The sequence below is a fragment of the Billgrantia pellis genome, from assembly GCF_008297955.1.
Taxonomy (GTDB): Bacteria; Pseudomonadota; Gammaproteobacteria; order Pseudomonadales; family Halomonadaceae; genus Halomonas; species Halomonas pellis.
Genome location: NZ_VTPY01000008.1, coordinates 1 through 14,832, shown reverse-complemented (window position 1 = coordinate 14,832; position 14,832 = coordinate 1). Strand labels below are relative to the sequence as shown.

13 protein-coding genes are annotated in these 14,832 nt (G+C 67.1%); 8 read left to right on the top strand and 5 right to left on the bottom strand.

All coding sequences use genetic code 11. The features are described from left to right. The first annotated feature begins 36 nt into the window (after positions 1-36). From manD to uxuA, 7 genes are all read left to right on the top strand, one after another. Positions 37-1,248: a D-mannonate dehydratase ManD gene (gene manD / locus F0A17_RS18725; RefSeq protein WP_149329894.1), complete on the top strand. Its 1,212-nt coding sequence runs from the start codon at positions 37-39 to the stop codon at positions 1,246-1,248. Between the two features lie 13 nt (positions 1,249-1,261). Further along, positions 1,262-2,293 (top strand): zinc-binding alcohol dehydrogenase family protein, encoded by a 1,032-nt coding sequence (locus F0A17_RS18720; protein ID WP_149329893.1) that lies wholly within the window; start codon positions 1,262-1,264, stop codon positions 2,291-2,293. An 87-nt stretch (positions 2,294-2,380) separates the two neighbouring features. After that, positions 2,381-3,349: a TRAP transporter substrate-binding protein gene (locus tag F0A17_RS18715; RefSeq protein ID WP_149329892.1), complete on the top strand. Its 969-nt coding sequence runs from the start codon at positions 2,381-2,383 to the stop codon at positions 3,347-3,349. A gap of 67 nt (positions 3,350-3,416) precedes the next feature. Next, complete coding sequence (locus tag F0A17_RS18710) at positions 3,417-4,031, top strand: TRAP transporter small permease (protein WP_149329891.1); 615 nt, start codon at positions 3,417-3,419, stop codon at positions 4,029-4,031. Beyond that, positions 4,022-5,305, top strand: a complete 1,284-nt coding sequence (locus tag F0A17_RS18705; protein ID WP_149329890.1) for a TRAP transporter large permease — start codon at positions 4,022-4,024, stop codon at positions 5,303-5,305. The genes F0A17_RS18710 and F0A17_RS18705 overlap by 10 nt, the downstream gene beginning before the upstream one ends. After that, positions 5,302-6,777 (top strand): mannitol dehydrogenase family protein, encoded by a 1,476-nt coding sequence (locus tag F0A17_RS18700; RefSeq protein WP_149329889.1) that lies wholly within the window; start codon positions 5,302-5,304, stop codon positions 6,775-6,777. The genes F0A17_RS18705 and F0A17_RS18700 overlap by 4 nt, the downstream gene beginning before the upstream one ends. A gap of 16 nt (positions 6,778-6,793) precedes the next feature. Then, a complete protein-coding gene (gene uxuA, locus F0A17_RS18695) occupies positions 6,794-7,972 on the top strand; it encodes a mannonate dehydratase (RefSeq protein ID WP_149329888.1) in 1,179 nt (392 codons plus the stop codon). Between the two features lie 70 nt (positions 7,973-8,042). Here uxuA and F0A17_RS18690 read toward each other — a convergent pair whose 3' ends face one another. The 4 genes from F0A17_RS18690 to F0A17_RS18675 all read right to left on the bottom strand — a co-directional run bounded on the left by F0A17_RS18690 (position 8,043) and on the right by F0A17_RS18675 (position 12,438). Next, positions 8,043-9,542, bottom strand: a complete 1,500-nt coding sequence (locus F0A17_RS18690; RefSeq protein ID WP_149329887.1) for a sodium:solute symporter family protein — start codon at positions 9,540-9,542, stop codon at positions 8,043-8,045. Positions 9,543-9,684: 142 nt separating this feature from the next. Next, on the bottom strand, positions 9,685-10,077 hold the full coding sequence (locus F0A17_RS18685) for a RidA family protein (protein WP_149329886.1): 393 nt from the start codon (positions 10,075-10,077) through the stop codon (positions 9,685-9,687). Beyond that, positions 10,077-11,573, bottom strand: coding sequence for an N-acyl-D-amino-acid deacylase family protein (locus tag F0A17_RS18680; RefSeq protein WP_149329885.1), 1,497 nt, complete (start codon positions 11,571-11,573; stop codon positions 10,077-10,079). The genes F0A17_RS18685 and F0A17_RS18680 overlap by 1 nt, the downstream gene beginning before the upstream one ends. A gap of 1 nt (position 11,574) precedes the next feature. Further along, entirely contained in the window at positions 11,575-12,438 is an 864-nt protein-coding gene (locus F0A17_RS18675) for a MurR/RpiR family transcriptional regulator (protein WP_149329884.1), read from the bottom strand. Positions 12,439-12,601: 163 nt separating this feature from the next. Between F0A17_RS18675 and F0A17_RS18670 the strand changes: the two genes are divergently transcribed. After that, positions 12,602-13,825 carry an amino acid deaminase gene (locus tag F0A17_RS18670; protein WP_149329883.1) on the top strand — a complete coding sequence of 408 codons (1,224 nt, stop codon included), beginning with the start codon at positions 12,602-12,604 and terminating at the stop codon, positions 13,823-13,825. Between the two features lie 22 nt (positions 13,826-13,847). Here F0A17_RS18670 and F0A17_RS18665 read toward each other — a convergent pair. Beyond that, positions 13,848-14,832: aldehyde dehydrogenase family protein (locus tag F0A17_RS18665; RefSeq protein ID WP_149329882.1), on the bottom strand; the 985-nt coding region annotated here is incomplete at its 5' end.

Sequence of the window (14,832 nt, the reverse complement as noted above, 5' to 3'; positions counted from 1 at the left end):
CCGTGCCCTAATTCCTTTCACAGCGATGGAACCTTCATGAAAATCAGCGATGCCTATGTGATCGTCACTTCGCCGGGGCGCAACTTCGTTACCCTCAAGATCGTCACCGAGTCGGGCACCTACGGCATCGGCGACGCTACCCTCAACGGGCGTGAGATGGCGGTGGTCGCCTACCTTGAGGAGCATGTGATTCCCGCCCTGATCGGGCGCGACGCCAGTCGCATCGAGGATATCTGGCACTATCTCTATCGCGGTGCCTACTGGCGTCGGGGGCCGGTGACCATGGCGGCGGTCTCGGCGGTGGACCTGGCGCTGTGGGACATCAAGGCCAAGGCGGCGGGCATGCCGCTCTACCAACTGCTCGGCGGCAAGAGTCGCGAACAGGTGATGACCTATGCCCATTGCACCGGACGCGATATCGAGGGTTGCCTCGCCGAGGTGGAGAAGCACGTCAAGCTCGGCTATCGCGCCGTGCGGGTGCAGGCCGGCGTGCCCGGCATTCCCACCATCTACGGCGTGGCCAAGCGTGAGGGCGAGCGCTACGAGCCGGCGGATGCCGAGCTTCCCGCCGAGCATGTGTGGAGCACCGAGAAGTACCTCAACCACGTGCCCAAGCTGTTCGCCGCGGTGCGCGAACGCTTCGGCGACGAGCTGCATGTGCTGCATGACGTGCATCATCGACTCACGCCCATCGAGGCGGCACGGCTGGGCAAGGCGGTCGAGCCCTATCACCTGTTCTGGCTCGAGGACTGCGTGCCGGCCGAGAACCAGGAGAGCTTCCGGCTGATTCGCCAGCACACCACCACGCCGCTGGCGGTGGGGGAGGTGTTCAACTCGATCCATGACTATCGCGAGTTGATCGAGAACCAGTGGATCGACTATATCCGTACGCCGCTCTCCCACGGCGGCGGTATCACCCACATGCGGCGGATCGCCGACCTGGCCGGGCTCTACCACGTGCGCACCGGCTTCCACGGGCCGACGGACCTGTCGCCGGTGTGCTTGGGTGCGGCGGTTCACTTCGACACCTGGGTGCCCAACTTCGGCATCCAGGAGCACATGCCCCATACGCCGGAGACCGACGCCGTCTTCCCCCACGACTATCGTTTCGAGGATGGCCATTTCCTGGTTGGCGAAGCGCCGGGGCACGGTGTCGACATCGATGAAGCCATGGCCAAGCAGCACCCCTACAAGCGTGCCAGCCTGCCGGTCAACCGTCTGGAGGACGGCACCCTGTGGCACTGGTAAGGAGAATGCATCGATGAAAGCCTTTCAGGTCAATGCGCCGCTGGACTACGCCATCGCCGATGTCGAGGTGCCCCGCGCCGCTGCCGGCGAGGTGCTGGTGAAGGTGGCCTTCGCCGGGATCTGCGGTTCCGACATGCACATCATCCACGGCGATAACGCCTTCGTGCGTTTTCCGCGTATCACCGGGCATGAGTTCGCCGGCATCGTCGAGGCGCTCGGCGAGGGCGTCGAGGGTATCGAGCTCGGCGACAGGGTGTGCGTCGACCCGGTGGTCAACTGCGGTAAGTGCTATCCGTGCCGTATCGGTCGCCCCAACGTATGCAGCGCGTTGCAGGTGATCGGTGTGCATCGCGACGGCGGCTTCGAGGAGTGGGTCAACGTGCCCGCCGGCAATGTCCATCGTCTGCCCGAGGGTCTGGGGCTGGAAGCCGGTGCGCTGGTGGAGCCTTACTCCATCGCCGCCAACGTGCTGGAGCGGATGCAGCCGCTGCGCGGCGACCGCCTGCTGGTCTATGGCGCCGGGGTGATCGGTCTGACCCTCCTGCAGATGGCCCGCGCCCAGGGCATCGAGGACATCACCGTGATCGACCTGATCGAGGAGCGCCTGGCCGCGGCCAGCGAATTCGGCGCCACGCGCACCTGGCACGGAAAGGAGGACGTCGAGGCCGCGGCGAGCGAACTGACGGGCGGCGAGGGCATTCCGCTGATCGCCGATGCCGCCTGCGTGCCGGCCCTGTTGCCGCAGATGCTGCGCATCGCCTCGCCGGCGGGGCGCATCGGCCTGCTCGGCTTCAATCCCACTCCCAGCGACCTGGTGCAACTGGAGGTGATCAAGAAGGAGCTGACCCTGGTGGGGTCCCGGCTCAACAACCGCAAGTTTCCGGACGTGCTCGAGCGCATGGCCTCCGGACGTCTCGATCCGCTGGCGCTGGTGAGTCACCGCCTGCCCTTCGACGAGATGCCCGGAGCCATCGACATGCTCGATCATCATCCCGAAAGGGCTCGCAAGGTGCTTATCGACATAAGCGCCGATATCGCTACCTGAGCCAGCATGACGTGATAGCCGCATCGCGTTGACGCGATGCCCATAACAGCAACAACAGCCAGTTTGGCAAAAAACAGGAGTTACGCCATGATCAAACGACTCGTCACCGGCGCCGTCCTCGGGACGGCCCTGATCGCAAGCCAGGCCACCCTGGCTGTCGACGTCACGCTGAAATTCGGCCACTTGGCCAATGAGCAGAACATCTGGCACCAGGCCGCCGAGCGCTTCAAGGAACTGGTCGAGGAGAACTCGGAAGGGCGCATCGAGGTACAGCTCTATCCCAACGAGCAACTCGGCAACGAGATGGACGTGATCAACAGCATCCAGCTCGGCACCGCCGACATGACCATCACCGGGGAGAGCCTGCAGAACTGGGCGCCCAAGGCGGCGATGATGGCGGTGCCCTATGCCTTCCGCGATTCCGAGCATCTGCGCCAGGCCGTGGATAGCGAGATTGGCGAGCAGATCGAGGCCCAGATCACCGAGCGCGCCAACCTGGTGCCGCTGGCCTGGTTCGAGCGCGGCCCGCGCGAGCTGACTTCGAACCGGCCGATCCGCCATCCCGACGATCTCGATGGCCTTCGCCTGCGCGTGCCCAACGTGCCGCTGTTCGTCGACACCTGGGAGGCGCTGGGCGCGCGACCCACGCCGATGGCCTTCAGCGAGGTATTCACCGCCCTGCAGCAGAACACCATCGAGGCCCAGGAGAATCCGCTCAGCCTGATCGAGAGCGCCAGCTTCAACGAGGTGCAGGACTACGTGAACCTCACCGGCCACGTGCGTAGCTGGATCTACGTGGTGATCGGCCGCAGCCAGCTCGAGAGCATGCCCGAGGAGCTGCAGCAGGTCGTGCGCGACGCGGCTCAGGAAATGCAGACCTACCAGGCCGAGCTGTTCGAGGAGGATCAGCAGCGCCTGGAGCAGGCCCTGCAGGAGCGCGGCATGGAGTTCGTCGAGGTCGATACCGAGGCCTTCGCCGAGAAGGCGCGGCCGGCCGTGGAAGCGGCCCTCGACGACGAGCAGCGCGAGCTGTTCGACGCCATCCAGGCCCTCTGATACACCGGGGCGGGCCGCGTGCCCGCCCATTCCAACGGGGTCCGCCGGGCCCCAGCGAGGAACGCCTATGGACACTTCCCCACAGCGTGCCGAGGGCGAAGCCGATCCCGACGGTCAGGAGATAGTGGCCAGCCTCGACGCCTTATCCGCGGTACCCAGGCTCCAAGGCTCGCTGGGCCGGGTCATCGGCTGGGTGGACACCCTGTTCGTACTGCTCGCCAACCTGGCGTTGGTCGCGATTGCCGCGACCGTACTGCTGCAGATCGCGGGCCGGCTGTTCCTGCCATTCACCCTAGCCTGGACCGAGGAGTTGTCGCGCTACCTGTTCATCTACATGGTGGCACTGGCGTCCGGGGTGGCGATTCGCCGCCACCGGCACGTCAACGTCGAACTCTACCATCATCTGCTGGGGCTTCGCGCCCGTGCCGCCTACCAGGCGTTGATCTGTCTGCTGATTGGCGGCTTCGCCTTGATGGTGCTGCCCGGCGCCTGGCAGTTCGCCCAGAACGGGGCCTGGCAGACCTCGCCCACCCTGAGAGTGCCCATGCTCTACATCTTCTTTTCCACCGTGCTGCTGTTCGCCCTGGTGCTGTTCTACAGCGCGATCGGTCTCGTCGAAGGACTGGCCGCAGTGCTGCGAGCACCCGCTGGCGCCGACCGGGAGACCGCATCATGGAAGTGATGGTGCTGTTCGGCGTGTTTCTGGTGCTGCTGGTGCTGGGCTTGCCCATCGCCTTTGCGCTGGGCATCTCGTCGCTCGCCTACCTGCTGCTGGAGGACATCTCGCTGACCATCGTGCCGCAGCGCATGTACTCGGGCATCGATACCTTCGTGCTGCTGTGCATTCCCGGCTTCGTGCTGGCCGGCAACCTGATGAACGTGGGCAACATCACCGAGCATATCGTGCGTTTCTCCAACGCCGTGGTGGGTCATATCCGCGGCGGCCTGGGTTTGGCCAACGTGGGCGGCTCGATGATCTTCGGTGGCATCTCGGGCACCGCGGTGGCCGATGCCGCCAGCATCGGCTCGGTGATGATTCCCGGCATGGCGCGCTCCGGCTACGACAAGCCGTTCGCCGCCGCCGTCACCGCCGCCTCGTCGACCATCGGCCCGATCATTCCGCCCAGCGTGCCGATGATCATCGTCGGCTCGCTGGCGGGCATCTCGGTGGGACGCATGTTTCTCGCCGGGGCCGTGCCCGGCCTGCTGCTGGGCGTGGCGATGATGATCACCGTCTACCTGCTGGCCGTGAAGCGCGGCTATCCCAAGGAGCGTCGCGCCACCCTGCGCGAGCTGCTGCGCGAAGGCCGCACCGCCTTCTGGGCGCTGCTGATGACCGCGATCATCCTCTACGGCATCATCGGCGGTTTCTTCACGCCCACCGAGGCGTCGGTTGTCGCCAGCCTCTACGCGCTGGTAGTCGGCATGTACGTCTACAAGGGGCTGACCTGGCGCAAGCTGCCGGCGATTCTCACCGACACCGTGCTGACTTCGTCGGCGCTGCTGCTGTTGGTAGGCCTGGCCAACTTGTTCGGCTGGATCCTCACCAGCCAGCAGATCCCGCAGACCATCGCCGCGCTGATCATGTCCATCAGTGACAACCCCATCGTGGTGATCCTGATCATCAACCTGATCCTGCTGTTCGTGGGCGCCTTCATGGAAACCATCGCGGCGCTGATCATCCTGTTCCCGGCGCTGCTCGGCGTGGCCACCGGGGTCGGCATGGATCCGGTGCACTTTGCGGTGATGGCGGTCCTCAACCTGATGATCGGCCTGACCACGCCGCCGGTGGGTGTGTGCCTGTTCGTGGTGTCGGGCATCGGCAAGCTGCAGATGCTCACCGTGGCTCGCGCCATCCTGCCGTTTCTGGCCTGCAACCTCGTGGTACTGCTACTGGTGGCCTACGTGCCGGCCATCTCGCTTTGGCTTCCCGACCTGATGATGGGGGCAAGATGAACGACGTGATACGCCTACCCGCCGCCACGTCGACCGGGCGCATCGGCATCGTCCACCTGGGGCTCGGCGCTTTCCATCGCGCCCACCAGGCGGTCTACCTGGAGCGCTATCGCCAGCGCAGCGGCGATGGCGCCTGGGGCGTGAGTAGCGCCAACCTGCGCGGCGGCGTGGCGCTGGTCGATGCGCTGCGCGACGCCGACTACCACTACCATGTTGCCGAGTACGCCGATCGCGACCACGTCACCCTGCGCGAGATCGGGGTGATAGAGGAAACCCTGTTCAGCGGTCGCGATGCAGGCGGCCAGTGGGGCCGCGATCTCGATGCCTTGCTGGCTCGGCTGGTGTCGCGCGAGACGCGCCTCGTCACCCTGACGGTGACCGAGAAGGGCTATTTTCTCAGCCCCGCCGAGGGCAGCCTGCTGCGCGACGACCCGCTGATCGCCCATGACATCGAGCATCCCCAGGCACCGCGCACGGCGCTGGGCATCCTGGTCGAGGCGCTGGCACGCCGCCGCGAGGCGGGACTGCCGCCGTTCACCGTGCTCTCCTGCGACAACATGCCGGACAACGGCAAGCGCACCCGCACCGCCGTGGTCGAGTTGGCCGCCTGTGGTAATACCGAGCTGGCCGCCTGGATCGAGCGCGAGGTGGCGTTTCCCTGCAGCATGGTCGACCGCATCGTGCCGGCGATGACCGCGGCCGACTTCGCCCGCCTTACCGAGTTGGGTATCGACGATCCCAATGCGGTGGTAGGGGAGGCGTTCTCGCAATGGGTGGTGGAGGACGATTTTCCTCTCGGCCGGCCGGCCTGGGAAGACGAGGGCGTGGAGATGGTCGCCGACGTGGCGCCGTTCGAGACCATGAAGCTGCGCATGCTCAACGGCAGCCATTCGCTGCTCGCCTACCTGGGCGCGCTGGACGATATCGAGACGGTGTTCGACGCGGTGAGCCGCGATGACCTGATGGCGTTGCTGCATCGCTACATGCTGCGTGAGGCGGCGCCGACCCTGGCGATGCCGGCCGGCACCGACCTCGAAGGTTACGCCGAGCAGCTGCTCTATCGCTTCGCCAACGACAGCCTGCGCCATCGTCTGCATCAGATCGCCATGGACGGCTCGCAGAAGCTGCCCCAGCGCTGGCTGCATGGCGCTCTGGCGCGGCTAGAAGCGGGAGGCGATGTACCGTGCATCGCACTTGGTCTTGCGGCATGGATCCGCTACACCGCCGGAAGCGACCTGCACGGCAATGCCCATGCCGTTGACGATCCTATGGCGGGCACGTTCGCCTTGCTGCACGAAGCCCATGGCGAGGATCATGAGAATCTGGTGCTGGCCTTTCTCGAACTCGATGCCGTGGTTCCTCCGGCGTTAGCCGAGCACTCCGGCTTCGCGGCGGAGGTGGTGTCGGCCTACCGCTGCCTGACGACGCTTGGCCTCGACGCCGCGCTTGCGCGGCTCGATACACCCACCTGATAGCGAGAGGTCCGTCATGGAACATACCTGGCGCTGGTTCGGCCCCAGCGACCCGATCACCCTCGACGAGATTCGCCAGACCGGTGCCACCGGCATCGTCACGGCGCTGCATGACGTGCCCAACGACCGGGTCTGGTCGGTCGAGGCCATCGGCGAGCGCAAGGCGACGATCGAGGCCGCGGGACTTTCGTGGTCGGTGGTGGAGAGCGTGCCGGTACACGAGGCAATCAAGCAGGGCACGCCCGAGCGCGAACGCTGCATCGCGGCCTATCAGGAAACCCTGCGCAACCTGGCGGCCTGCGGTATCGACATCGTCTGCTACAACTTCATGCCGGTGCTCGACTGGACCCGCACCGATCTCGCCTGGCACCTGCCGGATGGGGAACTGGCGCTGCGCTTCGACCAGACGGCCTTCGCCGCCTTCGATCTCTACCTGCTCAAGCGCCCCGGCGCCGAGGCCGAGTACAGCAATGCCGAGCAAGCCGAGGCCAGGCGCTATCTCGACGGCCTCGATGCCGACGGGCGCGATTCGCTGATCGATACCATCATCGCCGGCCTGCCGGGGGCCGAGGAGCACTACACCCTGACGCGCTTCCAGGCGGCGCTGGATGTCTACGCCGATATCGGAGCCGAGCGCCTGCGCGAGAACCTGGGGTATTTCCTGCACGCCATTGTGCCGGTCGCCGAGGAAGTCGGGATACGGCTGGCCATCCATCCGGACGATCCGCCTCGCCCGCTGCTCGGCCTGCCGCGGGTGGTCTCCACGCCGGCGGACGCCCAGTGGCTGCTCGATGCCGTGCCCAGCCCGGCCAACGGCTTGACCTTGTGCACCGGCTCCTACGGCGTGCGCGACGACATCGACCTGGCCGCCATGGCGCGGCGCTTCGGGCCACGTATCTACTTCGCCCATCTGCGCTCGACCCGGCGCGAGACGCCCGACCCCCGCAGTTTTCATGAGGCGCCTCACCTCGACGGCGACGTCGACATGGTGGCGGTGATCCAGGCGCTGGTGGAGGAGGAGCGTCGCCGCGAACGTGAAGGTGGTCCGCGCTTGCCGCTGCGGCCGGACCACGGTCACCATATCCTCGACGACCAGGACCGCGACACCCGCCCGGGCTATCCGCTCTACGGGCGCATGAAAGGGCTCGCCGAGCTGCGCGGCGTGGAGCTGGCGGTGCGGCGGTTGACGAGCTGAAGCCTACCGGGTGAAACGGCACGGCCCCGCCGAGCGTTCGGCGGGGCCGTGTCGTTAGTCGGTAGTGCCTTTACTGGCCGGGTGCGGCGACCTGGCCTTCCGACAATGCTGCATCGGGAACCTGCTCCATGCGCCGACGCTCTTCGTTGAGGACTTCCAGGGCCTGCTCAGGCGTGACTCGAGAAGCCGGCGTGAGCAGACTGACCACCACCCCGACCACGAGCGCCACCGATACCGCCGGCAGGCTGGGATTGCCCCAGTAGGCGCTCCAGTCGGCGTTGGCGATGATCGTCAATGACGTCGCCGAGGCGCTGGCCAGCGTGGCTACCGCGCCCTGCCAGTTGTAGCGCGGCCAGAAGCGACCCAGCAGGGCGCAGACGAAGAGTCCGGCCATGATGGTGGCGATCATGCGAGTGATATAGGTGATCACGTTGTCCGAGGTCAGGGCGAACGCCAGCGCCAGGCCGATGGTGGCAACCAGGGCGATGCGGGAGAAGCGTACGACGTTGCGGGCCGAGGGCGCCCGGCCCGTGGCCAGCACGTAGATGTCGCGCATCAGCGTGGAGACCCCGGCGATGGCATCCGAGCTGGCACTGGACATGGTCGCCGAGAGCCCCGCCACCAGCAGCAGTAGGCCGAGCCCTAGGGGGAGCACCTCGGTGGCGAGGAAGGGGAACGCGTAGTTGCTGTTGTCGAGGCCGGGATTAAGGGCGTGGGTGGCCATGCCGATGATCGCCGGGATGATCGAGAAGCCCAGGTAGAGCACGCCGGTAATCACGAAGGAGCGGCGCACCGAGGAGACCGACTCGCCGGAGTAGATGCGCTGGCGGAACGAGGGGGTGGCTAGCACGCCGATGGCGATCACCGCCGCCAGCGACAGTGCCGGCAGGCCGCCGATCGCCCCGATGCCGAGGAAGCTGGCCGCGCCCGCATCCATTCCGGCGGTCAGCCCCGAGAAGCCACCGACCTCGACCAGGGCGAGCACGGCCATCAGCAGGAAACCGGCGAACAGGATGACCGCCTGCACGGTATCGGTCCACACCACGGCGAAGTAGCCGCCGATCACGCAGTAGATGCCGAAGCCCAGCGCCACCAGAATGCGTGCGGTGTTGAGGTCGATGCCCGCCATCCAGGAGAGATAGAGCCCGCCGCCCAGGATATGCGCGCCCAGCCAGCCGATGCAGGCGATATAGATCAGCACTGCCACCAGGTTGCGCACCAGGCGGTTGGCACCCACGTAGTAGGCGAGCTCCTCGCTCATGGTCATGAATCTCAGCTGGCGCACCGGGGCGAACAGCAGTGCCAACAGCAGCACGCCAGTGGCGCCGCCGATACCGTACAGCGCTCCGGCCCAGCCGTTGGCGTAGCCGAAGCCCACCGCTCCCATGCTCGAACCGGTGCCGACCATGGTGGCCACGGTGGTGCCGATGGTGAGGAACAGCGGCACGCTGCGACCGCCCAGCAGGAAGTCGTCGCCGCTGCCGCGCTTGTGGCGGGAGATCCACCAGCCGAAGCCGATCATGGCGGCGACGTACACCAGAAAGGTGGCAAGGAATATTTGACTGTTCATGGTAGCCTCTTGTCGTTGTTTGCCCGGCCGTTGCCGCGGCCGGTGTAAGCAATGTCACGATTGCCGGCGGGCCGGTCTTGTCTTGTGAGGCCCCGCCGACGATCCGGTGTCGTGCCCTTGCCGGGGCACGGCACCCCCTTTCTTACGTCCGGTCACGCCGGAAGCACTTGACGTCCACCTCCACCTTGCAGTCCACCACCAGGTCCTGGACGCTGCAGATGCGTGCCGGCGGGTTGTCGCCGAACACGTCGCGGAACACCTTGTTGAACGACGAGAAGTAGCGCGCGTCGGTGAGCACCGCCGTGACGTGCACCACGTCCTCCACGCCGTAGCCGGCCTCGCGCATGATCGCCAGGCAGTTGTCGAAGGCGAGCCGGGTCTGCTCGACGATGCCGCCCTCGACCACCTCGCCGTCTCGCATCGGCGTCTGGCCGGAGACGTAGAGCCAGCCGCCGGCCTCCACGGCGCGGGCGAACGGCAGCTTCTGGCCGCCGGTACCGACGCCGCCTTCGACGCCGTATCGGGTAATGCTCATTACAAGTTCTCCATGGGGTGAATGGGTCGGGAAGGCGCATCGGTGATGCGCCTCGTACGGCGCAGCATGCGCCCGGCACGCTCGCCGGTGGCCGCGCCTTGGCGATAGCCGATGACGCCATTGACCATGACCATCTCGATCCCCCGTGCCGGGGCGATGGGGGTCTCGTAGTCGGCGCTATCGGCGAGAGTGGTGAGATCGAACAGGGTCAGGTCGGCAAAGGCCCCGGTGCGGATCACGCCACGATCGTCGAGGCCGAAGTTGGCGGCCGACAGGCCGGTCATCTTGCGCACCGCCTCGGCCAGGGGTAGCAGGCCTAGATCGCGGCTGTAGCGTGCCAGCACGCGGGGAAAGGCCCCCCACAGCCGCGGGTGCGGATGCGGGTCGTTGGGCAGGCCGTCGGAACCGACCATCGACAGCGGATGGGCCAGCACCCGGCGCATGTCGTCCTCGCTCATGTTGTGGTAGACCGCCCCGGCCGGCTGCAGGCGCCGCGCCGCGTCCAGCAGCGACACGTCCCAATCGGCGGCGATGTCGGCGAGCGGCCGACGGGCCTGCTCGGGATGCGGCTCGGACCAGGTGATGACGATCTCGATCTCGTCGGTGACCTGACCCAGATCGAGCGTCGAGGAGCCCGCCGTGTACGGGTAGCAGTCGCAATGCGCACCCTGGTGACGAGCCGCCCGTTCGAGCTTTTCCAGGGCATGCGGTGCACCGCCCCAATTGCCGGCACCGGCACACTTCAGATGCGAGATCACCAGCGGCACCCGGCCGTGGCGAGCCGTGGCGAAGGCTTCGTCCATGGCGCCGAACAGTCCGGCGAACTCGTCGCGCAGATGCGTGGTATAGACGCCGCCGGCCCGGCCCACCGCGGCCACCAGCGGTTCCATCTCCGCCGTGGGCGCATGGAAGGCGTTGCGGTAGGCGAGACCCGAGCTCAGCCCCAGGGCGCCTTCGCCGAGCGCCTGGCAAAGCAGACGTTCCATCCCGGCGATTTCCGCATCGCTGGCGGGGCGGGCGAAGTCGTCCATCACCTGGCTGCGCAGGCTGGTATGGCCCACCAGGGCGGCGACGTTGACGCTGGGGGTCGCCGCCTCCACCGCCTCGGCATAGGCGGCGAAGCTCGCATAGCGGAAATCCTCGGCCTGGCCCAGCAGGTTCATGGGGTCGGGCACCTCGCCCGCGAGCGTCACCGGGCTTGCGCTGATGCCGCAATTGCCCACCACCACCGTGGTCACGCCCTGGGAGAGCTTGGGCAGCATCTCGGGGGTGCGAATCACGTTGGTATCGTCATGGGTGTGCACGTCGATGAAGCCCGGGGCCAGATAAAGACCGTCGGCGTTGATCTCGTCCGCCGCACTGGCCGTGGTTGTGACATCGCCCAGGTCGCCCACGGCGGCGATGCGGTCGCCGCGTACGGCCACGTCGGCCCGAAAGGGGGCGGCGCCGGTGCCGTCGACGACCTGGGCGTTACGGATCAGCAGGTCGTAGCGCATATCAGTCTCCCAGCGGCTGGCGGTTGTCGCCGCCGCGATGGGCGTCCAGGGTGAGTTTCAAACGGCGCAGCTTGTCGCGGGAGCGTTCGCGATGGCGCAGGGCGAGTTCCAAGGCCAGTACGTCGATGGCGGCGAGCATGGCGTAACGCGACGCCGAGGGGTGATAGATGAAATCGGTCTCGCGGGCCGCCACCGGCAGCGTCACGTCGGCATTTTCCGCCAGGGGCGAACCCTGCGCGGTGATCGCCACGACCTGGGCACCGTACTGGCGGGCGATGCGTGCCGATTCGACCATCTCCGGCGTATGGCCGGTCACCGAGAGCACCACCACCACGTCAGCGGGGTCGAGGGTCGAGGCCACCATGCGTGGCAACAGCGCCTGCGGATAGGCGCAGATCGCATAGCCGAGGCGTACCAACCGGAACTGCATCTCCTGCGCCAGCATGCTGGAGCCGCCGCCGGCACCGAAGACGAGGATCTGGCGGGCGGCGTCGAGCCGATCCACGGCGCCGGCCACGTCGGCCTGGGCCATCAGGTCGCGGTTCACCGCCAGGGTCTGGGTGGCGATCTCGTAGACCGCGGCGGGGCCGTCCTCGGGAGCCGACTCCTGGATGAAGCGCCGGCCCGCGGCCAGCGATCGTGTCAGGCGGGTCTTGAGATCGCGCACGTTGTGGCAACCCGCGGCGCGGGCGAAGCGTGTCACGCTGGCATCGCTCACGCCGGCCCGGGCGGCGATCTCGCTGATGCTGGCCTCGGTGACGAAGTCGATATCGGCGAAGATCAGCTCGGCGACCTTCTTTTCAGCGTCGCGCAGGCTGGCGAAGTCCGCCGTAATGCGGGAAAGGATGTCGATCTCTTGGCTCACCGAAGGGCTCCTGTGTCTTGCCTCGCTTGAAAGTTATGTTAGTTTCTAACTAATCGTCAAGTTACCATGAAAATAACTATCAGGCAGCAAGTGAGAGCAATGAAAGCCGAGAGGAGGCAGCCATGCAGGAAGCCGAGGGCAATGACATGAAGAGGGCAGTGACATGAAAAGAGCGGCTAACGCAGGCGCTGGCGGACGCGTCGACAAGGGCACCGTCGAGCTGGGGGCCGACCTGTTGGGTGGGGTCAGTCTGCCGGCGGCAGTGATTCATGAGGCGCCGCTGGCGCACAACCTGGCATGGATGCAGCGCTTCGCCGAGGCGCATGGCGCTCGCCTGGCGCCGCACGGCAAGACCACCATGACGCCGGCCCTGTTCCGGCGTCAGCTCGAGGCTGGGGCATGGGGGATCACCCTGGCCACGGCGCCCCAGTGCCGCGCGGCCTTCGCGCATGGCATGCGGCGCCTGCTGATGGCCAATCAATTGGTGGGACGCGCCAACATGGCCATGGTGGCGGAGCTGATCGCAGCCGGCGCCGAGGTCTACTGCGTAGTGGATGGGGTCGAGAACGTGCGCCAGCTGGGGCGTTTCTTCGCCGAGCGGGATCTCAAGCTAGCGGTGCTGATCGAGCTGGGCGTACCGGTAGGGCGTTGCGGCTGTCGCGACCAGGCGGGCGTGGAGGCACTGGCCGAGGCCATCGCGGCCGAACCGGCACTGGTCCTCGCCGGGCTGGAGGGCTATGAAGGCGTGGTGCACGGTGAAGACCCCGCCGCCGCGGTGAGCGACTATGCCCAGCGTTTGGTCGAGACTGCACTGGCGCTGGATGCGGCAGGGCGCTTCGACGTGGCCGAGCCCATCGTCACGGCTTCCGGTTCGGCCTGGTACGACTTGATCGCCGAAGCGTTCCAGGCCGCCTCGCTGGACGATCGCTTCGTGCCGGTGCTGCGCCCGGGCTGCTACGTGGTGCACGACCACGGCCTCTACCGCGAGGCCCAGCGCGATGTGCTGAGGCGGCGCCCCGATCTGCAGCACGGGCTCGAACCGGCGCTGGAAGTCTTCGCTCAGGTGCAGTCGCTGCCCGAGCCGGGCCTGGCGATCGTCGCCCTGGGCAAGCGCGACATCGGCCACGACCAGTTGCCGGTGCCCCTGCGTCGCTACCGCGAAGGGGGGGCGCCGGACGCAACGCTTTCCGTTGCGGGGTGGCAGGTGGCCAAGCTGATGGACCAGCACGCCTTCGTGCACCTGCCGGACGCCGCCGACGATGTCACCGTGGGCGACATCGTCGCCTTCGGCGCCTCCCATCCATGCCTCACCTTCGACAAGTGGCATCACCTGCTGCTGGTGAACGAGGCACTGGAGGTCCAGGACAGCCTGGCAACCTGCTTCTAGCCGCCCTGGGGTGCTGCGCTTCTCATGCCTCGCGCTTGCCGTCGACCAACCGTGACACACCCCAGGGGTTGCCGTCATGCAGCGCCTCGGGCAACAGCCCCTGCGGCAGCGCCTGGTAGCACACCGGACGCAGGAAGCGGAAGATCGCCGCGCTGCCCACCGAGGTGGTGCGTGAGTCGGAAGTCGCCGGGTAGGGGCCGCCGTGGACCATGGCGTGGCACACCTCGACGCCGGTGGGCCAGCCGTTGGCGAGTATCCGCCCCGCCTTGCGCTCGAGGATCGGCAGCAGCGCTTTCGCTGCGTCGAGGTCGCCGTCGTCCATCTGCAGGGTGGCGGTGAGCTGGCCTTCAATCTGTGAGGCGACCTGGCGCACCTCGTCCTGGTCGGCGCACTCGATCACCAGCGAGGTGGAACCGAACACTTCCTCCTGCAGCTCAGGATCGGCCAGGAAATCCTCGGCCGCGGTGGCGTAGAGCCCCGCCTGGCACGGATGGGCCGACTCGCCCACCTGGCCGCGGGCCACTTCCCTGACCTTACCGTTGCCGGAGAGCCGGCCCACGCCCTGCTCATAGGCAGTGTGGATGCCCGGGGTGAGCATGGTCTGGGCGGCGCTCTGCTTGACGGCGTCGGCCGCGGCCTCGACGAAGGCGGAAAGCTCGGGGCTTTTCACCGCGATGACCAGGCCGGGGTTGGTGCAGAACTGCCCGGCGCCCATGTTGAGCGAGGCGACGAAACCCTCGGCAATCTGGGCGCCGCGTGCCCTGAGGGCTTCCGGCAGCAGGAACACCGGGTTGATCGAACTCATCTCGGCGTAGACCGGGATCGGCTGTGGACGGTTCTGGGCGGTCTTCATCAGCGCCGTGCCGCCGCCGCGGGAGCCGGTGAAGCCGACGGCTTGAATGCGCGGGTCACTGACCAAGGCCTGGCCGATCTCGCTGCCCGAACCGAACAGCAGCGAGAACACCCCTTCCGGCAGGCCGCGCGTCTCGACCGCGCGCTGCACCGCG

Coding starts and splice junctions, on each gene's coding strand:
- F0A17_RS18715 (WP_149329892.1), top strand. CDS start 2,381: ATGATCAAACGACTCGTCACCGGCGCCGTCCTCGGGACGGCCCTGATC.
- manD (WP_149329894.1), top strand. CDS start 37: ATGAAAATCAGCGATGCCTATGTGATCGTCACTTCGCCGGGGCGCAAC.
- F0A17_RS18670 (WP_149329883.1), top strand. CDS start 12,602: ATGAAAAGAGCGGCTAACGCAGGCGCTGGCGGACGCGTCGACAAGGGC.
- F0A17_RS18680 (WP_149329885.1), bottom strand. CDS start 11,573: ATGCGCTACGACCTGCTGATCCGTAACGCCCAGGTCGTCGACGGCACC.
- F0A17_RS18690 (WP_149329887.1), bottom strand. CDS start 9,542: ATGAACAGTCAAATATTCCTTGCCACCTTTCTGGTGTACGTCGCCGCC.
- F0A17_RS18720 (WP_149329893.1), top strand. CDS start 1,262: ATGAAAGCCTTTCAGGTCAATGCGCCGCTGGACTACGCCATCGCCGAT.
- uxuA (WP_149329888.1), top strand. CDS start 6,794: ATGGAACATACCTGGCGCTGGTTCGGCCCCAGCGACCCGATCACCCTC.
- F0A17_RS18700 (WP_149329889.1), top strand. CDS start 5,302: ATGAACGACGTGATACGCCTACCCGCCGCCACGTCGACCGGGCGCATC.
- F0A17_RS18685 (WP_149329886.1), bottom strand. CDS start 10,077: ATGAGCATTACCCGATACGGCGTCGAAGGCGGCGTCGGTACCGGCGGC.
- F0A17_RS18710 (WP_149329891.1), top strand. CDS start 3,417: ATGGACACTTCCCCACAGCGTGCCGAGGGCGAAGCCGATCCCGACGGT.
- F0A17_RS18705 (WP_149329890.1), top strand. CDS start 4,022: ATGGAAGTGATGGTGCTGTTCGGCGTGTTTCTGGTGCTGCTGGTGCTG.